Annotated in this window: 22 protein-coding genes; 8 read left to right on the forward strand and 14 right to left on the reverse strand. The window is 40.3% G+C overall.

Translation table 11 applies throughout. The features are described 5' to 3' along the window. Positions 1 to 929: 929 nt before the first annotated feature. Together ku and T3H97_RS13155 are read right to left on the reverse strand one after the other, a co-directional pair. Entirely contained in the window at positions 930 to 1,754 is an 825-nt protein-coding gene (ku, locus tag T3H97_RS13150) for a non-homologous end joining protein Ku (protein WP_328799926.1), read from the reverse strand. 84 nt (positions 1,755 to 1,838) lie between these two features. After that, positions 1,839 to 2,183, reverse strand: coding sequence for a helix-turn-helix domain-containing protein (locus T3H97_RS13155; RefSeq protein WP_322172211.1), 345 nt, complete (start codon positions 2,181 to 2,183; stop codon positions 1,839 to 1,841). 131 nt (positions 2,184 to 2,314) lie between these two features. Here T3H97_RS13155 and T3H97_RS13160 point away from each other — a divergent pair, with 131 nt between their 5' ends. Further along, positions 2,315 to 2,641, forward strand: coding sequence for a hypothetical protein (locus tag T3H97_RS13160; protein WP_328799927.1), 327 nt, complete (start codon positions 2,315 to 2,317; stop codon positions 2,639 to 2,641). 10 nt (positions 2,642 to 2,651) lie between these two features. Here T3H97_RS13160 and T3H97_RS26435 read toward each other — a convergent pair whose 3' ends face one another. Beyond that, positions 2,652 to 2,903 (reverse strand): helix-turn-helix transcriptional regulator, encoded by a 252-nt coding sequence (locus T3H97_RS26435; protein WP_442955618.1) that lies wholly within the window; start codon positions 2,901 to 2,903, stop codon positions 2,652 to 2,654. 742 nt (positions 2,904 to 3,645) lie between these two features. Here T3H97_RS26435 and T3H97_RS13165 point away from each other — a divergent pair. From T3H97_RS13165 to T3H97_RS13180, 4 genes are read left to right on the forward strand one after another with little or no spacing between them, the layout of a single operon-like run. After that, positions 3,646 to 4,317, forward strand: coding sequence for a TnsA endonuclease N-terminal domain-containing protein (locus T3H97_RS13165; RefSeq protein ID WP_328799928.1), 672 nt, complete (start codon positions 3,646 to 3,648; stop codon positions 4,315 to 4,317). Continuing rightward, complete coding sequence (locus T3H97_RS13170; RefSeq protein WP_023988765.1) at positions 4,295 to 6,271, forward strand: hypothetical protein; 1,977 nt, start codon at positions 4,295 to 4,297, stop codon at positions 6,269 to 6,271. Before T3H97_RS13165 ends, T3H97_RS13170 begins: the two co-directional genes overlap by 23 nt. 16 nt (positions 6,272 to 6,287) lie before the next feature. Continuing rightward, complete coding sequence (locus T3H97_RS13175; protein ID WP_023988766.1) at positions 6,288 to 7,262, forward strand: ATP-binding protein; 975 nt, start codon at positions 6,288 to 6,290, stop codon at positions 7,260 to 7,262. After that, positions 7,262 to 8,485, forward strand: coding sequence for a TniQ family protein (locus tag T3H97_RS13180; protein ID WP_328799929.1), 1,224 nt, complete (start codon positions 7,262 to 7,264; stop codon positions 8,483 to 8,485). Before T3H97_RS13175 ends, T3H97_RS13180 begins: the two co-directional genes overlap by 1 nt. Before the next feature lie 573 nt (positions 8,486 to 9,058). On the opposite strand, the gene T3H97_RS13185 is transcribed toward T3H97_RS13180, so the two are convergent. Next, complete coding sequence (locus tag T3H97_RS13185; RefSeq protein ID WP_328799930.1) at positions 9,059 to 9,484, reverse strand: LysR family transcriptional regulator; 426 nt, start codon at positions 9,482 to 9,484, stop codon at positions 9,059 to 9,061. 242 nt (positions 9,485 to 9,726) lie between these two features. Here T3H97_RS13185 and T3H97_RS13190 point away from each other — a divergent pair, with 242 nt between their 5' ends. Next, positions 9,727 to 11,889, forward strand: a complete 2,163-nt coding sequence (locus T3H97_RS13190) for an amidase (protein WP_328799931.1) — start codon at positions 9,727 to 9,729, stop codon at positions 11,887 to 11,889. A gap of 314 nt (positions 11,890 to 12,203) precedes the next feature. On the opposite strand, the gene ppsA is transcribed toward T3H97_RS13190, so the two are convergent. The 4 genes from ppsA to T3H97_RS13210 all read right to left on the reverse strand — a co-directional run bounded on the left by ppsA (position 12,204) and on the right by T3H97_RS13210 (position 17,001). Further along, the gene (gene ppsA / locus T3H97_RS13195; protein WP_328799932.1) at positions 12,204 to 14,816 is read right to left on the reverse strand and encodes a phosphoenolpyruvate synthase; all 2,613 of its coding nucleotides are present in this window, start codon (positions 14,814 to 14,816) and stop codon (positions 12,204 to 12,206) included. A 464-nt stretch (positions 14,817 to 15,280) separates the two neighbouring features. Then, a complete protein-coding gene (locus T3H97_RS13200; protein WP_272638075.1) occupies positions 15,281 to 15,652 on the reverse strand; it encodes a hypothetical protein in 372 nt (123 codons plus the stop codon). 418 nt (positions 15,653 to 16,070) lie between these two features. Beyond that, complete coding sequence (locus T3H97_RS13205; RefSeq protein WP_272638076.1) at positions 16,071 to 16,313, reverse strand: hypothetical protein; 243 nt, start codon at positions 16,311 to 16,313, stop codon at positions 16,071 to 16,073. A 34-nt stretch (positions 16,314 to 16,347) separates the two neighbouring features. Continuing rightward, the gene (locus T3H97_RS13210; protein ID WP_328799933.1) at positions 16,348 to 17,001 is read right to left on the reverse strand and encodes a GntR family transcriptional regulator; all 654 of its coding nucleotides are present in this window, start codon (positions 16,999 to 17,001) and stop codon (positions 16,348 to 16,350) included. Between the two features lie 154 nt (positions 17,002 to 17,155). Here T3H97_RS13210 and uxuA point away from each other — a divergent pair, with 154 nt between their 5' ends. Next, a complete protein-coding gene (gene uxuA / locus T3H97_RS13215) occupies positions 17,156 to 18,232 on the forward strand; it encodes a mannonate dehydratase (RefSeq protein ID WP_250271558.1) in 1,077 nt (358 codons plus the stop codon). Then, on the forward strand, positions 18,233 to 19,840 hold the full coding sequence (locus tag T3H97_RS13220) for a mannitol dehydrogenase family protein (RefSeq protein ID WP_328799934.1): 1,608 nt from the start codon (positions 18,233 to 18,235) through the stop codon (positions 19,838 to 19,840). Between the two features lie 253 nt (positions 19,841 to 20,093). Here the strand turns inward: T3H97_RS13220 and T3H97_RS13225 are convergent, their stop codons facing one another. The 6 genes from T3H97_RS13225 to T3H97_RS13250 all read right to left on the reverse strand — a co-directional run bounded on the left by T3H97_RS13225 (position 20,094) and on the right by T3H97_RS13250 (position 26,294). Continuing rightward, the gene (locus tag T3H97_RS13225; protein ID WP_328802823.1) at positions 20,094 to 21,092 is read right to left on the reverse strand and encodes an NADP-dependent oxidoreductase; all 999 of its coding nucleotides are present in this window, start codon (positions 21,090 to 21,092) and stop codon (positions 20,094 to 20,096) included. A gap of 243 nt (positions 21,093 to 21,335) precedes the next feature. Next, a complete protein-coding gene (locus T3H97_RS13230; RefSeq protein WP_250271554.1) occupies positions 21,336 to 22,088 on the reverse strand; it encodes an SDR family NAD(P)-dependent oxidoreductase in 753 nt (250 codons plus the stop codon). Between the two features lie 310 nt (positions 22,089 to 22,398). Then, positions 22,399 to 22,971, reverse strand: a complete 573-nt coding sequence (locus T3H97_RS13235; protein ID WP_165176836.1) for a TetR/AcrR family transcriptional regulator — start codon at positions 22,969 to 22,971, stop codon at positions 22,399 to 22,401. A gap of 101 nt (positions 22,972 to 23,072) precedes the next feature. Then, positions 23,073 to 24,110 (reverse strand): aldo/keto reductase, encoded by a 1,038-nt coding sequence (locus T3H97_RS13240; protein WP_328799935.1) that lies wholly within the window; start codon positions 24,108 to 24,110, stop codon positions 23,073 to 23,075. Positions 24,111 to 24,409: 299 nt separating this feature from the next. After that, on the reverse strand, positions 24,410 to 25,516 hold the full coding sequence (locus tag T3H97_RS13245; RefSeq protein ID WP_328799936.1) for a Gfo/Idh/MocA family protein: 1,107 nt from the start codon (positions 25,514 to 25,516) through the stop codon (positions 24,410 to 24,412). Positions 25,517 to 25,565: 49 nt separating this feature from the next. Continuing rightward, positions 25,566 to 26,294 carry a ThuA domain-containing protein gene (locus T3H97_RS13250; RefSeq protein WP_328799937.1) on the reverse strand — a complete coding sequence of 243 codons (729 nt, stop codon included), beginning with the start codon at positions 26,292 to 26,294 and terminating at the stop codon, positions 25,566 to 25,568. Between the last annotated feature and the right edge of the window lie 6 nt (positions 26,295 to 26,300).

Genomic DNA, 26,300 nt, shown 5'->3' on the forward strand with positions numbered 1-26,300 from the left:
AGGGACAGAAAGATCGATGCCCAATAGAACACTCCTACGATGTCTGAGGGAGCTGAACTCATTATTCGTGAGGCCATGTTGGACGATCGACAGCCCCTCTACTACGATTCATATGTTTTATTGACTTCAATTATATGTGGGGAAAATCTACACTTCAAGTGAAGCATGGCGCAACATCAGTATTTTGTTGCCTTTGAAGTTTTATAAAACATTAAAGCACTTCCGTATTGAGAAAGTGGTTAATAGGTCTAACGTTGTTTTAGTGTATTTATTTTACGGTGTATATAAAGAGGGGATGTTTTAAACAGCTTTAAGAAGTCGAGTAGGACCGTCGAATTCAAAAAATAGAAACAAGCAATCAGGCTTGTTTATCCACTGATACACTGGTCCATTCAGAACAACCACTCCAATACAGTTAAACACACAGTATAAGTAAGGTTTGAATCGAATAGAAGAACAAATGCGAGGAATTGGAGTAAAGGGACTGATTAAAGAAGATGACCATGACTTAGTAGATGAACTTCTTACCACAGTAAATAAGTTAATCAAATAAAAAATGTTTATGATGCAGATCCAGAGAACAGTTGGTAATGTTCAATATTTTGTCAAGCTGTCAACACAGGAAAATGTCCGTCTGCAATCAGCCAAGGTGAACAGTCGCCGCTAACTTTTGGAGGAGCAATATACACTAAGAAGAACAGTTACTCTGTACAGGTCAGAATAATATGTACAAATTAGATATTGAAATGTAAATAGTGAATAGAAAGGAAGCATTCCTTAAGAAAAGTACGAATGAATTTTACAAATGTTCGTAGCAAAAATTCTTTAAGAAATCAAATTATAATGCGCTATATATAACTATAATTTTTTTTTAATCCTACAATTCATGAAATAAAAAGAACTCATTTTTGTTAATGAGTTCTTTTTATTTATGATGCACTCTCTTTTTTCTTTTGTTTGTTTTTCTTAGTTGATGGATTTGAGAGAAGAGTAATGCTCGTTTGAAGAGCTTCCATTAAATCAATAATGTGATGTGACTCATTCTTTTCTGAATCTATTTGGATTACTTCTTGTCCAGAAATTTTAGATTGTATTAACGACTGCATTCGAACTTGCCCGACATTTATAAATTGGGATTCATCGGTTTTAGAAGAGGAGAGGTTCTTTATTAACTGCTGAGCTAACTGTAATTGATCCGAATCTATTTGTGCTTCGCTAGGCAAATTCGGTATACGTTCAGAAGGACGTATTTCATTTGGGTAGTACATGGTAGACAATTGGATAAATGATCCGTTCATTGGTTTAAGTATGCAAAGTTTTGTACTTGATCTTATCGTTATTTTAGCAACTGCTACACGTTTAGTAACTTCCAATGCCTTAATAAAAAGACTGTATGCATCTGTGTAGCTATTTTCTGGACCAAGGTAGTAGACCTTCTGTGTGAACATTAAGTCCACTGATGTCTCTTTAATAAATTGAATAATATTTATTCTTTTTGAATCTTCATGTATTTGCTCCAATTCCTCTTTTTTAAAAATTAAAAACTGGTTGTTATCTAATTTATATCCCTTAATTAAATCTTCTGAACTCAGCTTTTTTTCACAACTTGAACAATAACGTTGATTCTTAACTGTACCATGACACCCTTTATGTAGTAACTGAAGGGAAAATTCTTTCTCCTCTGTAGCTGCATATAACTTTACAGGGATATGTACCAAACCAAATTCGACCGTGCCTTTCCAAATGGTATGCATTTGTAATAACCTCCCGATATTCATAAAGGAGATTATTCCCTTTTCAAATAATAAATAAACCGCTAACCTAATTGGTTGAGCGGTTTATTTATTGTCGAAGATCTGAGAAACCAGCAATTGAATTTTAATTAATTCAGAGCTATTCATATCAAATAATTTTGTATGCAATTGATTTAATAGTTGATCTTTCTTAGTCTTTTCATTCTTTATGTACTTGCTATATAAAAACAAGTCTAAAACTTGAACATCAAGCGCGTTTGCAATCTTCTGCAGGTTTAGTAATGTAATATTTTTTTCTGCCCGCTCTAGACCACCAATATAAGAAAAATGAAACCCTGCCTTCTCACCAAGTTCCTCTTGTGAGAATCCCTTTTTTGTCCTAAGTTCACGGACCCGTTTTCCAACTGCAACCAATATCGGTTCCTTCATTGCTACACCTCAGACTCAGTGTATACAAACTGTGAAGGTGAATACATTAGTGTATATGAGTCAAATGCCTTAAATGATATGTTAACGTATCAATTACAAAAAATTGTCCATACTTGAATTGAGGTGATGAAATGAGACATAAAAAGAAGGAATTAGGAATTGGAATGGCCGCCGTTACTGGACAAGGATTAAAATTTGCAGACTTGTGTTACAGTAGCAAAATACTAATGAAATACCAGCATTTTGAGGATGCACAAAAAAACGGAGAGTGGAAGATCCCCGTTCTATTTTTTGAGAAGAATCTCGATATATTAATAATAGTTAATTTTGATTTTGTTGACTTAGCATATGTTATTGATAAAAGAGTTTCAGTAAACGAGCAAGTACTTGATGCTTATTATGAAACAATTAGAAATCTAAGAGCCCAGTTAAAATTTGCTAAGCAAATGCTTAGGTAAAACCCAAATATTAGATAGTTTTGTTGGCTAATTTAGTAGGCGGTAAATCATGTAAAGTATTATTTAGCAGCGATTGTATCGACGTATCAAGTACTTGTGCAATTTTAAATAGGATATGAATCTGGACATGGTGTTTGCCACTTTCTATATTGCTAACCGCCGTTCGAGATAGGTCAACAGCTAACCCTAATTGTGTTTGAGTCATCCTCAAAAGTTTTCTTTTACATCTAATGTTAAAACCGATGATTCTGTACAAATCCATTGCGATCGTCTCCCCTCATTTTTCTAACACTTTTCTCTATGAATCTACTTTATTAGTCTATCTAATTTATCGAAATTATATACTGTACAAAAAGATAATAATGAAGTTGGTATAAAAATAAGTGTGAGATCAAAAGAAGATAGTATTCGCTATTTTGTGTTAGGTCTATTTATTTCTCAGATGGAGTAGAGGAAGTTTAAAGTATCTGATATAAACATGACTGAAAAAGTCTGTAACCTGTTGAACGATGTCTATAACACTGCCTGCCAAGATGAGCTTCATGATTCGTTTAACAAAATATAATGTACAAATAAACTAGTTAAATTTTTAACTTTAGAAAGTCCAAGATTCTAAATTTATGAATGCAACTAAATATTCATGATAAATTGTTAGGAGGTTGCATGAATGAGTATAAAGAATGTATACAAATTCCACTTACAGCTGCTAGAGATTTATGAAAAAAATCAAATCTTACCTAATCCGTATCGCAAAGAAATTAACTATTATTATCGGCAACTCAATTTCTTTTGTGAGAATACGATGCAGAGGATTTTTGTATTGAATCAATTAATAAAAATATATGAAAAATCGAGACATACACAAATTCAATGGTGTTCCCATAAATACTATTCAAACCATTTAGAAGAATAGAATGAAGAATATATCCTGTATTTAAAAGTGGTTCATTTAAAATGTTTATTATTCAGGAATTAGGAAATAAAAGTCTTGAAAGGTGATGATAATGATGTACACACCAAATATCGTACCCCGGAGTTCTAAATACGGTAATAATTATTGGACTTCACTCGGACCTAAAGTGGGGATGAGGGAGGTCACGCTTTATAGTGATCTAGAATTTGACCATTGGATACGAATTGAAACTACGCCAGATGTGGAAACTTATTGTGAACAATATCCTAAAATCAGCTATGTTTTTAATGGTGAGCTACATACAACTATTTTTGATATGTGGGTTCAGATGAAAAATGGAACTATAAAATGTTGTGAGGTTAAATATGAATCCGAGTTAAATGCTGAAAATCCACGTAACTCTCGAACATTGAAACAAATAGAGGCACAGAAAATTTGGTGCGATAATAATGGAATTTTGCATGAAATTGTTACAGACAAAGATCTAAGAAAGAACTACTTAGAGTTGGAAAATAGATTAAAGATTATCTCTGTCGTGAAAAATAACGCCCAACCTAAATGTACCGAGGAGATCATAAAAATTTTAACTTCTGAGCGGCTAAGCTTAAAAACATTGACTGAGCAGTCCAACATTCCCTTTAAAGATATTCATGATGCATGTATATGGCTTTTTTACAGAGGAATTATTGATGTAAATATTAATGAATGTATTATTTCCATGCAAACGGAGGTGCAGTTGAATGAGTCGAGTGAAAGTTTTTGATAGAGGCGGCTTGTCACAAACTCAAATGGATCGTGACCTTTGGTTTAAAGTAGATGAGACGTTGCTTAACGAAGAGAAAAGAATATTATTTCTAAAGCGAAAAGAAGCAATCGATCTTTATGTAAACAATGAGAAGAGTCTGAAGGAAATCTTTTCATGCACGGGTATCGATCGTAGAAATCTGATACGTTTATATAATCGTTGTATTTCTTACGATGAAAATGCTCTTCCATGGGGGTATAGAGCCCTGATACCGGGCAAAAATATAAAAAAATATGAATTAGACCCACTATCTAAAAAAAGTAATGTATCAAGAAAAACAGGGGAATTCAATTTATTACTTGATAAATATCCACAAATTAGAGATGAAATAGATGACTTGTTTTTTGGTCGAAAAAAAAAGTTAACTGAACCGGTTATGAAACCTAAATACATACATAAAAAATTTGTGGATAGATGCAAAGAAGCAGGTATTCCTAGAAGTTCTTATCCATTTAACACTGATACTTTGGGGTATAGATCGCTATGTAGATACTTAGAGAACCTTAGGGATATTCACTTTGGCAAAGCTGCTTCGCGATTCGGACATGATGCTGAACAAAAAGCTAAAAATTCGGGGGTAGGCCAACAGAATTATCCTCAAAATATAACCCCTTATCAAAAGGTTGAGTTTGATGGCCATAGAATTGACGGCATTTTTGTTATAAAGGTGAAAACATTGGAAGGAGATGACGCAGTTTTAACTTTAGACAGACTTTGGCTATTGAGTTTTACAGACCGCGCAACTCGAAACGTTATTGGAAGACCTCACATTTGTCTTAACAAGGAGTATAATGCAAGTGATGTAATGATCGCTGCCAAAAAAGCGATTATGCCATTTAAGAAAAAGAATTTAACAATAGACGGTCTGTCATATCAGCCAACAGGGGGATACCCATCTGAACAATTTCCTGAGATTGAATGGGCGGTATGGGATGTCATTTATTTTGACAATGCCAAATCTCATCTTGCTCAAATGGTTAGGGAACGCTTAAGCAATTTAATAGGATGTACAACTTGTATTGGTGCAGTTGATAGGCCAATGAGACGTTCTTTCATTGAAAGATTTCATAATACCTTTACTTCCAGTAGTATTCAACGGATGGCAAATACCACCGGAAGTCATCCAAAAGATCCCCGTAGGAAAGATCCTGAAAAAATGGCCATCCGTTATGAAATGACATTTGAACATTTAGAGGAAATCGTCGATGTTGTTATTTCAAATTATAATGGCACTCCACACGGGGCATTGTTTTATAATTCACCACTTGAAGCACTGGATCAAAGACTCAAGAAAGGAATGAAACCCAGATTGTTAAATGAATCAAAGCGTACAGAATTTCTGTTTACACAAGTCGAACAACCTAGAACTATTCGAGGTAGTATTTCCTCGGGAAAGCGTCCTTACATCGAATATATGGGAGTTGAATACCGTAATGAATTACTAGTAAAATCTGCTCATTTAATTGGTACAAAGGTTAATGTACACATAAATGTAGATGATCTTCGTACGATCAGAGTGTTTCTCCCAGATGGTAGTGAGTTTGGAGAGCTCGTTGCGGCTGGTAAATGGTCATTAACACCGCATACTTTACAGATACGAAAAGCCATTAATCTGCTAAAAAAGAATAAACTTATTCATTTTACACAGTGGGACGATCCGATTTTTGTTTACCATGAATATCTAATCGCAAAAGAAACGGAAAAGAAGAAAGGCTCAGGAAATCGAATAGCAAAAGTCCAACAAGTTATTCGACAAGCAGAAGAAGAAAGTAATTCCCCGAATCAAAATAAGTTATTAGCTCAAGAACATAAAAATTTAGCAGAACTAGATAAAGCAAGAGAATTACAAGAAAAGATTCTGGTCCAAAAAACATCAACCTCTACAAAAAGGTACAAAACCATTACTTATTAGAAAGGAGTGCTTAACAATGAAAAGACCAAATATTATACCTGGAACACATCCAATTGAGCAGGGGCAATATGTTCTTCCTACCATTGAGATAACCAGGTTGATGGATAAGATTATTCAGATTATTAAAGATGGTGGGCCGGGAATGATTGTTTATGGTCGCCCCCGTTTAGGGAAGACTAGAGCAACAATGTTCGCTGTTAACTATTTACCATCAGAATTGGAAACCCCGATTCCTGTACTTGTTGCAGACTGCAAAAGCTATAGAGTACCTAGTCCAGAAAAGTTTTTTAGAGACATGTTGTCAGACTTCTCCTTTGGCTTTAATAGTAAAAAAGATGAAATTGTGCTACGCAATCAAATTGTGAATTTGATGCATGAAAAAGCTGAACATTCAAACCTTCGCAGAATTGTTTTGATTATGGATGAAGCTCAAAAAATGACGGAATGGCAATATGATTGCTTAATTGATATCTCTAATCAACTAGTACGTAGGAATATTAGAATGACTACAATATCGATTGGACAAGAACAACTGGTCAATCGGAGATCTTTTTTTCTGGCTAATGAAAAAGCACATATTGTAGGCCGGTTTATGGCATCTGAGTATCGTTTTAAGGGAGTTCAGGCTTCAACCGAGATGGAGTTTGTATTACAGAGCTATGATGAATCCGAGTTTCCGGAAGACAGTGGCTGGTACTACACTAAGTATTACTTTCCCCAGGCTTTTAACTCAGGGAGAAGACTGTCTGAGTTTTCATCTAGTTTGTTCAATCTCTTTTTAGAAATACGGCAAGAGTTTGGCCTCTCCGGTAAGTTTGAAATACCCATGGAGTATATAGCATTTACCGTCGAAAATGCATTGAAAATCAATGGCTCTAACGGTAAAGGTTCCGAATGGCTCTCAATGCATCAGTGGAGAGAAGCAATTAACAGATCTGGTTATATCGAATCTGAAATTTATATGGCCTTGGCCAGAAAGAAGGCTAATTAATGTTCATTGTATGGAGAAAAGAATGGATGAATGAATACGAGTCACCTTGGTCAATATTTGAAAAAGTAAGTTTAGCCAATCATATAAACCGCACTGAAATTCTGAAAACGCTGGGTAATGCAGAAGTAAAAAAGATTAAAAAAAATGTTTTGACTGATTCTAGAAGAGAACTAATTAAATTAAGTGGATTTGATTTAAACACATTGAAACAATATTTGGGAGTAGATTTATCCGTTCTCAACAAATCTGTAATATCAAATCTTCTAAAGCCAGTGGAGTATTATCAAGAACCTATTTCTACTTGGTTTCCTCAATCACTAAATTGGTGTCCAGAATGTATTAAAGGAGGATATCATAGTTGGTTACATCAATTCACGTTGTTTCATAGTTGCCCGATTCATCAAATTAAACTATTGAGTTCGTGTCCAAAGTGCTTAAATCGGATTCCTTTCCTACTTAGCGATTTAGCACTAAACGAGCCATTTACCTGTAAGTGTGGATTTAAGCTAGCCGATATCGGTAGCACCCCTTGGTCACAATGGAAAATGAAGGTAGAGATAGCGGATGTTCCAGTTTCTAAATGGATAGCACAAGGGAAGAGAGATGATTCTAATCGGTTGCTTTTTTCACCTCTAGTTAGTTCAATCCAACATTTTACTCTGGAACCTAAAATTCAATCTAAGTGTTTTTTTAATGTGAAAGTTACCTCAACTCAAGATTACTCATATAGAGATGAGTTTAAAAATGATTTATATAAGCAAAATTGTAGATGTTTCAAAACTATAGATCATTATGTTAGAAAGAAATTCATCAAAAAACATCTTAAATGTATACTAATGCTTCAAGAACTTAGAAAAAATGAAAATGAAGAGTTTCCTCCCATTTGTCCATATGCCTATGCATATGTATTCTGGAAGCAAACTTTATTAGGGAGAGAGCATTTTTACAATAATCTAGTTATTTCTAGAAGAAGACCCGGTATAACTGTTGCAACTGAACTTATAGAGGACATCATAGATGACTACAAAAATAGGCTCTTTGCTCATACCAATCTGTCTATATATGATAACAGAGAAATGTTTCACTGGGTAATAAATCGTGTGACATCTGAACTATGTCTCAATTATTTTTACGAATGGCTTAAAATAGCGGTGGAAGGAGCCGAACAAATTAGTGTTCCGAATCGAGATAAATTAGATATTATGTTACAGAATAGAGTGTAGCCATGAGAATTTACGAGAATCCAAGTGATGAAAATAAACGAATTGAATCTTACGTTAAGCAATATGTAATGAAGTTAAGAATATAAAAAAACAAACAGATTTAATTCGCCTTTATTAGGCGATTTTTTATTTTTGCTGTAATAATAATCATGAGATATAATTAAAATTATATGGGAAATGAGATAAGATTCTTGTCATTTATGAGATAAAGTTCTTGTCATCCGACAAGGACAACGCTAAAGCCAAGCTGTTATACGGTTTTCTTTATACATGTTCACAAAACCCGTATTTTATACATATGTTTGTAAAGCTGTACATCGTTTTTGATGTATATTAAAGATCCCCATTTCCCTGTTTATGCAAAAATGCGTGAGAACAGTGTTACAATTGCCTTATCTAATTCAGGTGAAAATCCTGCCACTTTTAAGACAAATCAAGCAGGAGAAAAACAAAATTGTGAGTATAACGAATAACCGTCAATCCACTATCGCTAAAATTTCAGATATTAATATTCCTTATTATGTAAATGAGGAGTATTATGAATCAGCCAATATAACCACTCAATTCCCTGTTCTATTTCTTTTGGAATGGATGGCCAAAGAAGTAACTGCCTTTCGAAAGCTTGACTTCAAGACCGGGATGCTTTTCTTCCATTGTGCGTATAATTTTGGGAATAAACCTTGTACATGCTGTAGGGTAAGCACCTATATGAACTTTACCAATCTCCAAATCTTGTTCCGCTGCGATTAACTCATCCACTTTTTGTAATTCACTCAGTACATTTCTAAAAAGGATTAATATCCGTTCTCCCACATCCGTAAAAACTAATCCGTTTTTTCTGTTTCTCTTGATCAGCTTCGTCCCCAACTCGGATTCAACAGATGCCACAATACGGCTTACTGCCGGTTGTGTCATATGCAGTTCTTCGCCTGCTTTTGTGAAGCTTCCTGTTTCCGATATCTTAACAATGAGTTGAATTTGCATCTCATTCCATATCAATTTTGATATCTCCTTTATAATGAATATGCATTTTATTAGATGTGAAACTTAATGTAACATAAAAGAAAATATTACTATATTTCACATTAAAAGTAGTGAACTTCCTTGTGTATCGCATTACAAAAATTGACATTTCATATGAAAATAAGTAATATAATTAGAAACATTTATACTATAAAGTGCCCTTCTCATCCCCTCTTTTTAAATTCCTGATCCTACCTATTTTAAGGAGTGAAAATGCTATGTGCGCACAAACGCTAAAAGCGAATACAAGGGATGTAATCAGTAACTATTGCAAATGGATCGCAGCTGGTATGATTGTAACTCTCACGGGATGCTCGCTTGCATCCGCCGCTCCTTCACCCTCATCCTCTAGTAAAACTAGTGAACCCGCCTCCTCTCTAGTCACATTTCAATTGCAAGAGGCTACGATTGCTCAAATGCAGGACGCGATGAAGTCAGGAGCACTGTCGAGTGTCGAGCTCACCGCCATGTACCTTAACCGGGTATATGCCTATGATTCTAGTGGCATTCGACTGAATTCCATCCCTGTTCTGAACCCCGACGTACTAAAAGAAGCTGCTCAGGCTGATCAACTTAGGGCGCAAGGTATTAAAACTGGGCCTCTGCAAGGCATCCCCTACACGGTCAAAGACAGTTACAAGGTTAAGGGACTTACTGTCGCTTCTGGATCTCCAGCTTTCAAAAACCTGATGGCAAAGGACGATGCCTTTACAGTAGAAAAGATACGCAAATCCGGTGGGGTGCTCATTGGTAAAACCAATATGCCGCCAATGGCAGCAGGGGGAATGCAAAGAGGCGTTTATGGCCGTGCTGAAAGTCCATACAATCCAAATTATTTGGCTGCAGCCTGGTACTCTGGCTCCTCTAACGGATCTGGCGTGTCAACAGCCGCCAACCTCGCTGCCTTCGGCATGGGGGAAGAAACGGTATCCTCTGGAAGATCGCCAGCATCTAACAATGGTTTAATTGCCTACACACCATCGCGGGGCCTAATCTCCATTCGAGGGAATTGGCCACTCTTCCCTATACGGGATGTCGTTGTCCCACATACGAGGACTGTCGAGGACATGCTCCGCTTACTTGACGTGATCGTTGTAGAAGATAAGATCACCAAGGGTGATTTCTGGCGAGAGCAGAAATCCGTTCGGCTACCTTCTATCAACAGTGTCCGTCCCAATTCCTACCTAGAGCTGCGAGATACTCAAGCTTTGAAAGGCAAACGCATTGGTGTTCCGAAAATCTATATCGGTAAGGACCCAGAAACCACAACTCCGATTAAATTCAGACCTTCAATACAAGCATTATGGGAAAAAGCTGTAAAGGATTTAACTGCTCTTGGAGCTGAAGTTGTGGAAGTTGACTTCCCCTTGCAAGTGAACAGCGAGAAGGACCGACCGACAGCGAAAACACCTGAAGAACGTGGTCTAATGCCGGCAAAATGGAGTGAAAAGGAATTCGGGCTGCTTAATCCCTATGCAGCTGAGGAATTTCTTAAAAGTGTGGGCGATCCGAATTTCCCGTCATGGGTTAATATCGACCCCGCAACCGTCTTCCCGAATCCGCCCGGTTCGGTAGATGCCAAACGTGGCAGAGACCTGGGTCACTATGACGTATTCATTGAAACCATAAAGAAAGGCGTCATCCCTTACGAACAAATTCCTCAGTTTCATGAAGGGCTGCGGGGGCTTGAAAATGTACGAAAGATTGATTTTGAAAATTGGATGAAGCAAAACAACCTTGATTTTATTGTATTCCCAGCCAATTCGAATATCGGCAAAGCTGACTCCGATGTGAATGAAACGTCCTATGAGGAGGCTTGGGAGAATGGTAACTATTTCTCCAATACGAATTTCATTCTACGCGAGTATGGGATCCCAAGTGTGTCTGTGAGTATGGGCGCTATGAAGGACACCGGTATGCCCGTTAATCTGACAATGGCAGGTGCCGCATACAGCGATAACGACCTGCTTCGTTACGCTTATTCCTATGAGCAGGCTACCAAAAACCGTCCTATTGCAGCACGCACACCAGCGCTTGAGGATGAAACCTTTTCCTATAGCCCGCAAACTTCTCTCCCACCCTCTAAACGCAAGGAAACAGGAGCCCCTGAACTTAAGTTGAATGCTTCAATCACGGATGATGTTCTCGCTTTGGAAGGTTCAGTCACAGATCAAAGCGATATCGCACAGCTTAAAGTTTATGTCAATGGCATTCGTGCCGTTATTACAGAGGATAAAACCAATTGGTCAGCAACACTTCCAACTACTAAATACAAACAGGATGGTGCCTCCCAAGCCGATACGCTGCATATTCTCGTACTGGCCAAGGATATTTACGGAAATACCTCTGCTCAAGTCAAGTCTGTCACTTTACCCCAATGATAAAGGACTGACTATAATTGTGGGTTCCCTGACCGTAAGGTTATCATTAGAAAAGCTATCGCTGCAGCTGAGGGATTTATAGCTCTTCCAGATGGTTCAGAAGCGAATATGCAGGTTCGACTCTGAGGGTACATTTGGGTATTGAACACCTGATACTGTCGAGGACAAGAGATTTAGATTATCGGGACAGCTATGTATAAATCATTTTGTGTCATGGATAAAAGGACGAACAGGGTAACCACCCTTTTATCCATGACAGGTTGCATTTAATACTGTCCATTATGACAGAGGCTATTACTTAGCGCATTTAGCCATTACAATATTTCGATATACCCTTCTGTTCCATGCACACGAATTCGTTGCCCATCTTTTATCAGTTTGGTAGCATTCTCTACTCCGACAACTGCGGGTAAGCCATATTCACGTGCGATAACGGCTCCATGAGTCATCAGTCCACCAACTTCGGTGACTAGGCCTTTTATGGATACAAACAATGGTGTCCAGCTGGGGTCAGTAAAGGCGGTGACTAATATATCTCCATCTTCCAGATCAGCATCTTCCATGTTTAAGATGACACGTGCTCGTCCCTCTATAACTCCGGTAGAAACAGGCAGACCTACAATCGCTTCGGCTGGGAGATTTTCTCGTTTGTACTCACCCGCAATGATTTCACCATCAGACGTGATAACACGTGGTGGAGTTAGTTTTTCATACAATTTGTACTCTTCTTTTCGTTTGCTAATGATCTGGTAATCTAGTGTATTTGTGCGTACGACTTCGTAAAGTTCTTCAAAAGTGAGATAGTATATATCTTCTTTTTCATGAATAACGCCCACTTGTACGAGTTGTTCGGCTTCTTTCAGTAAAGCCTGCTTATAAACAAAATAACGATTAACCATACCGTATTTGGGATATTCACGATAACCGATGAAATTCCGGATGAGGTCGATCATTCGTTTTGTTTCTTTTGCTTTTTGTTCACCATCCGGTAATTGCTTCAATCGATCTAATAACTCTTGTTCTTTTTTCAAAGCCTCCTGTCGCCCCTGCTCAAATTTCCAATTGCCAGCATTAGGCTCAAAGTTTTTGATATTACTGAGAATCATGGGGACAAGTATAATTGGTTTTTCACTCCAACGAGTTCTCGAAATATCGATTTCACCGGCACATCGCATTCCATATTTGTTGAGATAAGCATAGATAGCGTCTTGAGTTTCCTGTCCACCATCCAACTTAACCAGTTCATCCAAAAAATTATCATCTTTTACATGTTGTAAATAATCAATTACCTCCGGATAAGGACGAATCACATCTGCGACATCCAATAGCGCCAGACCCATTTCCGAAGTAATGTTGTTTGGTACAGATTGAGAAAGCATATCTGCTGCGTTTTTTTCACCTAACCACTCGTACATTTTTTCATTGATCCATGACGAAGCATTCATAGCAGTCATAAAAACCTTTGAACTTTGTGGGTCAAATAAGATCTTCTTTAATTCTTGGAGATCTTCCAGAATAAAATCAAATAAATCTGCTCCTGATTTCGTTTGGATGTTTTGTTTTAATTCTTCTATCGATGTTTGACTGTTCTTAATCAAATCAGAAACGATTGCCGGATCGTTTTCGATTTGTGCTTGAAAACCTGCAGACGACCTACCTTTACTGCTATTACCGGGGCTCAGTTCTTTTCTATCATCTGGTAACGATTTTATAAAATCTCGCTCTATTAGGGTCATAAATGCGTCTTTTATGAGCGGATCAGATTGGCCCAGGGTATTTAAGAAATTTTCTCTGCTGACAGGTGAAGCCAGCATATGTGTAACATCAACAAACAACCTTCCACCGGCTATACGCATGGGTGCAGGAGTTATTAACAGGTAAAAAGACAATCCCAATGGTTTTATCGGGTCAGTCATCATTTGTTGATGACCGACAGATACATAAACGTGATTTTCTTGATCATTTGCTTCAGGGATCGGGTATAAAGTCGTGATTGGACGACTCTGGACAATATAAAAAGTATCATGGGCCAAACACCATTCGATATCTTGTGGATAGCCAAAATAAGCTTCGATCTGTCTTCCCATGCGTGCCAGTTGTAAAATTTGTTGTTCAGTAAGGGTTTGAGTCTTTTGCTGATCGGGGTCGATCTGTCGGGTCTCTGTTCCGCCTTCTCTTCGTCCATAGACAGCCAATTTTTTGGTTGCTATCCTCTTATCGACGATTTCCCCTTCCTGTACTTTATAACAATCGGCAGAGACCAAGCCAGAGACCAGTGCTTCTCCAAGTCCAAAACTGGCATCGATTGATAGCAGCTTCCGGTTGGATGTAATCGGATCAGCGGTAAATAAAATTCCTGAAGCCTGCGGGAAAACCATCCTTTGAACGATAACGGATAAATAAACTTGACTGTGGTCAAATCCATTTTGCATACGGTAGATAACCGCGCGATCCGTAAACAGGGAAGCCCAACATTTACTGATATGCTGCAAGATTGCTTCTTTGCCAATGATATTTAAATAGGTGTCTTGTTGACCAGCAAAAGAGGCATGTGGCAAATCTTCAGCAGTCGCACTGGAACGCACTGCATAAGCATGTTCTTCTCCAAACCGGGAGAGATAATGAGTAACTGATTCCACAACATCGTCAGGAACTTCTACTTCCATAATGATTTGTCGAATCTGCCTGCTGATTTCACCAATTTGAGCACGATCTTCTGCTTTTAGTCTTGTTAGTTGATCCAACAATGCATAATACGCTTCTTTTTGTTCGATGGCTTTTTGATACCCCACTGTTGTAACACAAAAACCTTCTGGCACATGTATTCCTTCAATTTTTGATAATTCCCCTAAATTCAATCCTTTTCCGCCAACGAGCAAAAGCTGCGTTTTTTCCATTTCCTGAAAACTGAGAACCAAAGAACTCATTCAATATCTCTCCTAACCATTAAATTGAGAAAAAAACATTTGACAAGAGTTTAGCGGCATGGTAAAGTTAAAGTATACGATGCGTTAATTTTGTATATTTAAATTTTAAAGTCGCAATCTGATTATATCATCGTGTCTGTTTTATATGCAATATAAAAGAACCTGATAAAACTATCCAGGTTCTTTTTTGATTTCCCGCTATCATTAGTCAAATCAAAAATCATTGCTCGAGCTGAACTCAGTTACTGCATAGTTCCCTATCGGTTATGCTGCCTAAGGAAATCCTGAAGGTTTTGTCGGATTCTTATTGAGCTAACCTGCCCGTTAGTTCAGCGAACGAAGCGCGTATAGTGAACCTCTTATATTTTTTCCGGGCTGTTCTTCTTTACATTTGGGAAAATGGGAAAACATATAAGTTTCTATAATACACTTCATCTCACATGTTAATAATTAGCCCGAGTCATCTAGCTTTGCAAAAGCCGGTACAGCAGCGCCTCTCCCTTATTCTCAAACGTTCGCTGTTTCTCCAGAAATTCAGGTACCTCCGACAGCCGGGAGGGTCTGTACCCCGGACCGCCGCAGCCGCAGGAGTGGTAAGTGTATCCTTGTTGGTATAGTAGCTCCACCTTTTTCCACTGCTTGATATCCGTTTGCTTCGGGGCCTGGAAATCATGACCCATGTCATGCATGGATGCTTGGCATTGCGGACAGACATGGTCAACCCGTTCATATTCATCCTTCGGCATTTCAATCCGTGATGTCTGCTTATATACCTTCCTGCAGGTAAAGCAGGCAAAGATATCTTTATATGGGCCGTACATTGCATATCTGCACATATTGTTCCCCCCTTTATGATCTAGGATTGATCTGGCATTTTTCACTTACATGGAAATATTTCAGTATTTTTAAATTGTAATATAATTTTCCTTTTGATGCAGCGGTTTAGGAAGTTCGCCGGTGAGCGGTTGCGTAAAAAAAAATACCCGACTACTCTTTCATTCTACACGAATCAAGTCTTAAGATCTCTTTATCCCCCCAAACTATTTTTACTGGACCTACTATAATGTGTCCCTTGCTCAAATAAATTAAATTGAATTCGGGTAAACAGCCGGAACATTATACACCTCCCTGTACAGTTGATTTTTTATGAATTTAAATTGCGAGTCTGTCAGAAGATCGGGATAGCTCATGATACATAAATTCTTCAGCAGAGTCTGCATTCCTATTTACGATAAATTTGATTAAGCTGTCACATTATTCAACGAGTATCTTCAAGGAAGATTCCATCTGACATGTATACAAGGACGCAAACTCCTGTGAGAATTCCTCCAGTTTGACCACTGCCTGACGGTAAATAACAATACTCACGAGCAAAAACGAAATGACACAGGCCAGCACGTTTCCGCCCATAAATTTTGCTGCAGTCTCGCATTTCTTACCCGCTCTTTCACCAACATATCCAACTCGTAGAACAGCTCCATGAATTACCCACTTCATTAATATTCATACATGTTAAATTGAGCTAGCTGCCTTATTTCTTGATATAATCAGCGAACTTCCGGAGAAAATCGAGCGAATGGATATCCTCTCTGAGATGATGATGAACCAGATCATCCATTTTGGTTGTTTCCTTATTTAGCATGTATTCAAGCATAGCTTGATGCTCATGCCAGATGCCCATCAGCTTCCCTGTTTCCAGCATATGCAGCTTGCGATATCTGATATAGTGAACATTCGACTGCTGAATGAGCTGCCAAAGAAACCCCCGCCCCACCAATTGGAACATGGTTTGGTGGAACTGATCATCCAGACTGAGAAATTGATCCGTAGCATGATCTTCTTCAGTCACAGCTCTCTGTCTGTCCAGAATATCGCTCAGCTTCTGTACATCACTTAATGTAATTTGCGAAGAAAGCTCCTTCATAATCTCCTTTTCCAATGCGCTTCTTAAGTAAATAATTTGTTCAACCGACTCCAGATCAATATAGGACACAATGTTCCCCTTCTTGGGATAAATATCAATGTAGGACTCAAGCGCAAGCTGCTTCAATACATCACGCAACGGAGTTCTGGACAGCTGAAAACGTTCTGACAAGGTCGTCTCGCTGAGCATAGTACCCGGCTTTAAGGTCAGCGACAAAATATCATTTTTCAAAAGCTGCTTGATTTCTTCTTTCGTCAACATTTCATTCCTACCTTCACTTTATCAATCTAGAACTATTATAAAGCATTTTGAGATGACAAACCCCTCTCTAATTATCATTGACAAGGACGAACCTCATAATTTATGATCAACTCAATCTTGTATACAAGATAAAAAAATTAGGGAGGGTATCGTTATGAATATGACCTGGAGATGGTATGGAGAAGGCAACGACAATATTACACTGGATCATATCCGGCAAATTCCGGGAGTTATGGGCATTGTCTGGTCTTTACATGATAAGGTAGCCGGTGAAGTATGGGAAATGGAGCGAATTCAGGAGGTAGCTGATCAGATTACGAGTAAGGGCTTTAGTACGGCGGTCATAGAAAGTGTAAATGTCCACGATGATATCAAAATCGGCCTACCATCCCGCGATCAATATATTGACATTTATATCGACACCATTCGAAAATTAGCCAAAGTGGGAGTCAAGGTGATTTGCTATAACTTTATGCCTGTCTTTGACTGGACCAGAACAGAGCTGTACAAGGAACTGCCTGACGGGTCCAACGCCCTCTTTTATGAAAAGGCTACCATTACCGATGATCCCCGCCAAATGGTGGATCGGATTCTCAAGGGAGCTGGGAAGTTCACCATGCCTGGCTGGGAACCGGAACGGTTGGCGAGACTGGATGAACTTTTTGCTGCTTACGCGGATGTCACTGAAGACAAGTTGTTTGACAACCTGAAGTATTTTCTTGAGCGCATCATCCCGGTCTGCGAGGAGGTTGACATCAAGATGGCCATTCATCCTGATGATCCGGCATGGCCCATCTTCGGATTGCCGAGAATTGTCCGGAATCGTGAGACCATCCGACGCATCCTAGATGCAGTGAACAGTCCATATAATGGTCTAACCTTTTGCACAGGCTCACTGGGGAGCAATCCTGAGAATGATTTGCCAGCCATGATTCGGGAGTTTCATGATCGTATTCATTTTGCGCATATTCGTAATGTCAAGGTGTTTGAGAATGGCGACTTTATTGAAGTGTCACACCGCGGGAAGGACGGAAGCGTCGATGTACCGGAAGTAGTTAGAGCTTATCACGAGAACGGCTATCAGGGATATGTACGCCCGGATCACGGCAGACATCTATGGGGGGAAGAAAAGAATTGTCGACCTGGCTACGGTTTGTATGACCGTGCACTGGGGGTTATGTACTTGCTTGGTGTCTGGGATAGTCTCGCTCAAGGCAAAGGAGTGAAATAAATGCTCCAACTTGACCGGAAAGGCCTTTTAGACAAGGCGGCCTGGCGAGCAGCAGGCATCAAACTGCCGAAATATGATCTGGAGCTTGTAGCCAATAACACCCGAGTTAGACCGCAATGGGTGCATTTCGGCGCAGGCAATATTTTTCGAGGGTTGATAGCCAATGCGCAGCAACAACTGCTAAATAACTTGAAAGCGGATACAGGTATTATTGCGGCCGAAGCCTTTGATTTTGAAATGATCGACAAAGCCTATAAGCCTTACGACAATCTAACCTTACTGGTGTTGATGAGTGCAGACGGAAGATTTCACAAGAGCGTGGTCGCAAGCATTGTTGAGGGACTCGCAGCAGAGCAAAATCGTCCAGACGACTACCTCCGTCTGATTGAAATATTTGAGAATCCGTCCCTGCAGATGGCCAGCTTTACTGTCACGGAAAAAGGATACTCCCTGACCGGGCCCGACGGCAAGTATCTGGCTGTTGTGGAGAGGGATTTGACGAATGGTCCTGAACAGCCGGTGCATGTGATGAGCATAGCTACTTCGCTTGCCTATCGGCGTTATCTGAGGGGGCGGCATCCAATGACCTTTGTGAGCATGGATAATTGCTCCCATAACGGCGATCTGTTAAAGGATAGTATGATTGCCATCGCCAAGGAGTGGACTCGCAGAGGCCTAGTAGAGGAAGGATTTGCAGACTATCTGCAGAATGAGGAGAAAATAACCTTCCCCCTGACCATGATTGACAAAATCACCCCCCGCCCTTCCTTGCAAGTACAGTCTGCTCTTCGGGAGCTGGGGTTAGCTGACATGGAGATGATCGTTACCTCCAGGCATACGTATACGGCTCCCTTTGTCAATGCTGAGGTTAGCGAGTATTTGGTCATTGAAGACAAGTTTACGAACGGGAGACCTGCACTGGAGGAAGCTGGCATCATCTTCACGAATCGGGATACGGTGGACAAAGTGGAGAAGATGAAAGTCACTACCTGTCTCAATCCGCTGCATACAGCGCTGGCCCTCGCTGGGTGTCTGCTTGGGTATGAGCTCATTGCAGATGAAATGAAGGATCAGACATTGTGTCGTCTGGTGGAAACCATCGGCTACAAGGAAGGCTTACCTGTTGTAGATGATCCCGGTATCATCCAACCGAAACCATTTATTGACGAGGTATTGCAGGAACGCTTCGTCAATCCCTATATTCCGGATACGCCACAGCGGATTGCAACAGATACCTCTCAAAAGATGAGCATCCGTTTTGGGGAAACCATAAAGACTTATGCTAGCACAGCAGGGCTTGATCCTACGAACTTGACTGCTATTCCCTTGACCATTGCGATCTGGTGTCGCTATTTACTGGGAGTGGATGATCAAGGAGAACCCTTCACACTCAGTCCGGACCCGTTACTGGATACGTTGCAGGGATATTTGCAGAATACGAAGCTGGGCGATCAGACCTCCGAGGTTCGCTGCCTCCTCGAGGATGACAAACTGTTCGGTGTCCGATTATATGAAATTGGTCTGGGCGACAAGATTGAAGCCATGTTTCATGAAATGCTGGCAGGTCCCGGAGCAGTGCGAAGCACGATAGAGAAGTATGTGAACTAGAACTTACATTAATGCAATCCTCCCTACCAGAAACTTTGGTCAGGGGGATTGCATTAATGAGAACCAATTCTTTAAATAATCAACATCCACATGACTAATCATCTGTTCTTCTCCCCTTTTTTTGGGTTCGCAAAGTAATATCAAATCCCGGTTGCTTCACCCGCGAATACCATTTTTTAACTCGCTAGAATGCACGTTTTAGAAACAAATAGTAGAATGAAAATTCTAGTATCATGAAAAAATGTAATATTACTTAGAAGGTCACAATCACTTTGCCTTGGGAGTGGCCCGTTGACACTTTAATCAACGCTTTGTTAATGTCATCAAACGTATAAGTTGAATCTATAGAGGGCTTGATATTTTCTTTTTCAACAAGTTTAGTGATTTCTTGTAATTGACTTCCATTGGCTTGCACAAATAAAAAACGATATTCATTTTGATTCTTGCGTGCTAAAGAATCTAAGCGAGCACCCACTAGACCAAACAATACTTTTTTCCACATTGGAAAATGATTGTCAACCGCAAAGCGATAATTAGGTCCGGCTTTCAATGATACCAATTTCCCTTGTGGTTTTAAAATACCCAGTTCAGCTTTGATCTCTTTGGTACCCAAGGTGTCGATCACATAATCGATATCGGACAGTATGTTAGCATAATTCTCTGCCTTATAATTTATGAATTGATCAGCCCCGATCGACAGTGTACGTGATCTGCCTCTTTCACTGCCACTTGTAATAACATATAATCCCATTGATTTGGCAATGGGGATTGCCATAGCGCCAAATCCTCCGGTTCCTCCAGGAATGAATAGCTTTTTATTCGGCTGGGCATGGAGTACATCGTGCAATGCTTGATAAGCAGTCAAGGCAGTAAGGGGTACCGCAGCAGCTTCAATAAAAGATAGATTTTCAGGCATGATGGATAAAGCATCTTCATCCACGGCCGCATATTCAGCAAAAGCACCGATTTTATTAAGCGGCAACCTCGTATAAACAGGGTCACCAACCTTAAAATTCAAAACATCATCACCAACAGCTTCAATAACGCCAGATAGTTCATTCCCTAAAGTTAATGGCAACTTATAGTCGGCAATCATCCGAACACTGCCATTCAGATTAAGAATGTCCAGTGGATTTACACCTGCAGCTTTTACTTTGACAAGTACCTCATGGCTATTGATCTGTGGCATGTTTACATCATTTAATTCCACTTGGATTATTTTTGAATATCTCTGTACTTGTGCTGCTCTCATCATTCATCCTCTTCCTTTACTAATTTGGAGATAGCATAACCATGAACGCAATCGAGTTTTTAGCTCGACCTGCTTGCTATACCATTTTTTACTAAATGTGTTTTTTTGAAAACATCGAGCATCTTTTGACTAAAAAAACGTGGCGCACAATTTTCAGTTGTACGCCATGTTTCAGCCTTTATGTTATTGTAGACCCTCTTGCATTCTAATTCTTCCATGTATTCAAGGATATATGAATTGAATTTAAAATTCTGAAATGATTGGATAGATTTGGCCTCTCAGGTTGAAATCATAGTTCTGGTCTACAATACCTACCACTTCGTTGTTATCATAAAGATCCACCATGAAGCCCGCCATTTGTTTGGCAGTGTGGTACTTAGGCATGTTTGCTTTGTAATCAAATTCTTCAGTATCTAATGATTTCTTCGAGAATTCTGTTTCCGTTATAGCTGGTGCTAAAACCTTTGCTTTTAGTTTTGCACCTTTCATTTCTAGTTCTTTTGCAAGGCCTTCTGTGAAGGCACTAACGTAATATTTAGATGCAGAATAAGCAACACTCCCAACAGCAATGGCATATCCGAGTGCGGATGAGACGTTAATTAACTGAGTTCCTTCTACATCAGCATAATCTCGTACATATAGTGTAGAAAGGATCGTCACGGTTTCAATGTTAACACGTAGCATAGTTTCAACTTTATCTAAATTCTGTTCTGCTACAAAAGAAGCTTCACCGAGCCCCGCATTGTTAATCCAGGTCTCAATTTGGTATTCCTTTAAATTGTTATATAGTGTGTAGGCCTGATCTGTAACAGACAGGTCACTTGTACGAACAATAACATTTATAGTAGGATCAATATCCAGAATTGCTGATTTGAGTTCTTCTAATTTATCCAATCTTCTAGCCACCAAGATTAAGTTTTTGCCACGTGCAGCAAACGCCAATGCCGTTTCATATCCAATCCCTGAACTTGCTCCCGTAATAACTGTATACTTCATAATATTCTCTCCTTCATAACATCCAGATTAGTGGTAATGAGTTTTAAAGACGATTTTAGAATGATCATTCTTATTAGGGTAAAAAAACAGTTAGATCTAACTTGCTATTAGCATATCAATTTTAGAACGAACAGTAAAGAATTTTTTTATGACTAAAATTTTAATTTTGGAGCGGTATTCCTTGACTTGTTTGAGGCATAAGATACAAGTTCTTTCTTTCATTAGAGGGACAAGAAAAAACTTGTATCACGGAAACAAACAGTCCTCCATTTAGGTGACTCCTTTTGCCTGTCATGCTGTAATTCCACTTTTAATCTAAAGCGGTCAGTGTCATATCAATAATATTCTTTAATTTTTGCTGATCCGTTGTTGTCTTAACCAACGTACGTAGCCCTAACCACGCATTCATTAAATAATGAGAAATAACTACAGGATCCAAGTCAGCCTTGAACTCACCCGATTGTTGACCTTTCAGTACAAGGTTAGTCAAGAGTTCCTCAGTTCGCGAATAACTCTCATCAACTAAGGATGCAACTTCAGGATCCAACACGCCGAGTTCCACGCCTGAATTCACGAGAAAACACCCTAGAGGTTCTCCTTCATTTCTTACTGTCGCCTCAAACAACTCCCGAATTAATTCTTTGATCGGTTTTTGTTTTTCAATCAGAAACCTCATTTTGCTGGTCTGCTTCGTTTCATATCGTTCGAGAGCTTTCATAAATAAGGCATGCTTATCCCCAAAGGTATCATAGATACTTCTTCGGTGAATGCCCATAAACTCAACCAAATCTTGCATTGAAGTTTTCTCATATCCTTGTGCCCAAAACAGGTGTATTGCTTTATCTAATACTTCATTAACTTCAAATTCTTTTGATCTTGCCATCGTCATCACCTCGAATAATCATTATACAATTTAGTGAAGGATCGGCAAACTAGATTTAAAAAAAGTGAATACATTACAGGTATGAGGTCTGTCTTATATATTTAACCCAGGATTCTTCGTTTGTCTGCTTGTAACCAATCAGGCGACCAACCTTTTTCCAGGGCATCCAGGGTTACTCCTGGCGGAACGATAGCATCTATCGCATCCAGGATATCAGTGCTTAATCGGATGTCGCTGCCTTTTAGCGTTTCACGTAGTTGCTCAATTGTTCTTGCCCCCACTATAGCAGAAGTAACTGACGAGTGAGCTTGTGTAAATGCCATGGCAAGATGTGGCAAAGTTAATCCTGCTTCATCTGCAAGGGTTTGGAGCTTAGCAATGGCTTCGAACTTGATGCGATTTTCTTCTCGATTCGGATCTACAACAGTTGAAAGTTTCCCTAGAGAACTCGCTGCTCTTGAATCTGGGGCTACCGCTTCTCCCGAGCGGTATTTTCCCGTAAGCAGACCACCCGAAAGTGGGCTCCAAACCATTACGCCCATTCCGTATTTTGCGGTTGCAGCAAGCAGATCGAATTCGATACTTCGATTCAATATGGAATACGGGGCTTGCTCGGATACAAAGCGTGCGGTATTTTTGCGTTCGCTAGTCCATTGTGCTTCGGTCACTTGCCATGCCTGAAAATTGGATGTACCAATATAGCGAATTTTCCCTTCACGAACCAGGTCCGTAAGTGCGTCAAGACTCTCTTCAATGTCAGTATGGAGATCCGGCTGATGTAGTTGATACAAATCGATATAGTCCGTTTGCAACCTTCTCAAGCTTCCCTCTACTGCACGCTTAATCCAATATTTCGAGTTACCGGATTGATTAAGCCCACTGCCCATGGGCATTCCGCCTTTCGTGGCCAGAATAACATCCTGTCTGCGTCCTTTTAGGATGTGACCCAGAATTTCTTCGGATTGACCACTTGAATAAACATCCGCTGTATCGATCAGATTAATGCCTCCAGCCAAAGCCTCATCTAACATGACTGCAGCTTCTTTCTCCGTATTGTTGCCCCAAAAACCAAAAGTACCTGTACCTAATACAAAACTGCTTATTTTAAGGCCTGTATTTCCTAATACACGATATTCCATGTTCAATCCATCCCTTCTCCATCTGTTATAATTAGAATGATCATTCTAATATTCGTAGAAGAGCTCCACGGCAAGATCTCACACCATTCCTCATAACTCTTGGCTTCTTATCCGTGTATTCCTCCCGCGCCAACAATATAACACATTTAGAATGATCGGTAAAGAATGATTTTATGCCCGAAATTAAGATCCTTCCTGAAAATGAACTAAGAAGACTCCAAAGCCGCGGTCAAAACGGAGCTGAAGTCTTCTTTTCAATAAAATGAACATTCAGAGCGGGATGTAAAAATTACATTAGTTTACGCATCTAACGTATACAAGGGAAGGTTTGCCGGTAAAGCCGCCGGGCGCAGGCATGTGCTCTGCATTGGATAGAAGGTCTGCTGATCGGAGGAATCGTGGAACGCCCACATCGCCTCCAGCACATGATAAGCCAATTCACCACTGGCGCGATGAGGCCGTCCGCTGCGGATAGCGTAGGCCATATCGGCAACACCGATGCCCCGTGTATTCTCCTGATAGCCCGGCAGCAGCGGTACCTCTGTCCATTCTTGCTCGCCCAGCAGCCTGTAGCGAACTGGCCCTCCGAACGTATTCGGGTCAGGCACCTGCAGTGTGCCATGAGTACCATATACCTCAATCGGTGGCAGAGTGCTTCCACCAAAGATATCAAAGCTAGTAATGAGCGTAACGACAGCCCCCTGCTTGAAACGCAGCAATCCGGCCACATGGGTCGGTATATCGACCGGGATGGTCTGACCTCTCTTTTTCTCGCTCGTAATCGTTCGCTGATCCATCGCCTTGCTTGTCATGCCCGAAATGGCAGCAATCGGACCCAGCAATTGCACCAGAGCCGTCAAATAATAAGGGCCCATATCAAACATTGGACCGCCACCGACTGCATAATAAAATTCAGGATCAGGATGCCAATGTTCATGCCCACGGCTCATCATGAAAGCCGTAGCGGCTACCGGACTCCCAATGACTCCGTCTTCAATCAGCTTCAATGATGTCTGTATACCGGAACCGAAGAAGGTCTCTGGTGCGCAGCCGACAAGCAGCCCCTTTTGATGAGCAAGATCCAAGACAGCCTGCCCCTGCTCACGGGTGACGGCAAGTGGCTTCTCCACATAGACATGCTTGCCTGCCTCAAGAGCTCTGAGACATACGTCGGCGTGAACGCCCGGAATGGTCAAATTAATGATGAGTTCGATCTCCGGATCAGCCAATATCTCATCTACCGAATATACATTTGGAACGTTGAACGCTACCGCCTGCTCCTCTGCCCGACCTTGGTCCAGATCCGCTACTGCGTACAGCTCCAGAATGTCGAAACGATGGCAATTTTCCATGTAAATTCCGCTAATTTTACCACACCCGATAATGCCTACTTTCATTTTGTTCATGCCTGGACTCCCTTCTTCTTCAGAAAAAATGGATAATGGCATTCTTTTATTACCGCTGTTGGTTGTCTGTCATGCCTGTATAAGCCTCTGCCAGAGAGCTGCCCCGGGTGGCCACCGCCTGTTTGCCTGCTGCTGCCCACAGAAACCCGCTGCGCATCATCTCGGTCACTTGAGGCATATCTATGATATCTGCGTGATGGCCCAGCGAATTGTAGAAGACGCGGCCGTTCCCCCAGCGCTTCGTCCATACAACAGGAATATCCACAGGCCCATTGGCTGAATGGGGGCCTGGTACGATCGGAAAGCGTGTGGTTGCCAGCACTTCAACTGCCGGGTCTACGTGGAGGTAATACTGCTCGCTTTTGACCTGAAAATCCTCAATATGGTCTAGAAGTGGGCTGGAGCCGCGCTTCATGTTCACCATGTACTCTACGCCGTCATTGCCGGGATGTGCAACCCATTGCCCACCTGTCATGAACTGCCAGTCCACGTTGTTCCGGAAGGCATCACACATGCCGCCATGGCAGCCTGTGAGACCTACGCCGCTTTGAACCGCAGCTGAGACATTATTGACCAGTTCCTGCTCAATCTGTCCCATGGTCCACATTGGAACGATCAGGTCCAGGTCAAGCAGTTTCTCAGCATCCTGATAGGCTTCTAGGGTATTAGACACCTCCACCTCGAACTGCTCTTCCTTCAAAATGCGTTCAAAAATGGCCGCCACCTGCTCCGGCTCATGTCCGTTCCATCCACCCCATACAATCAGTGCCTTGCGCATCTGTAA

The sequence above is a fragment of the Paenibacillus sp. LX16 genome (genome assembly GCF_036252815.1).
Classification (GTDB): domain Bacteria; phylum Bacillota; class Bacilli; order Paenibacillales; family Paenibacillaceae; genus Paenibacillus; species Paenibacillus polymyxa_B.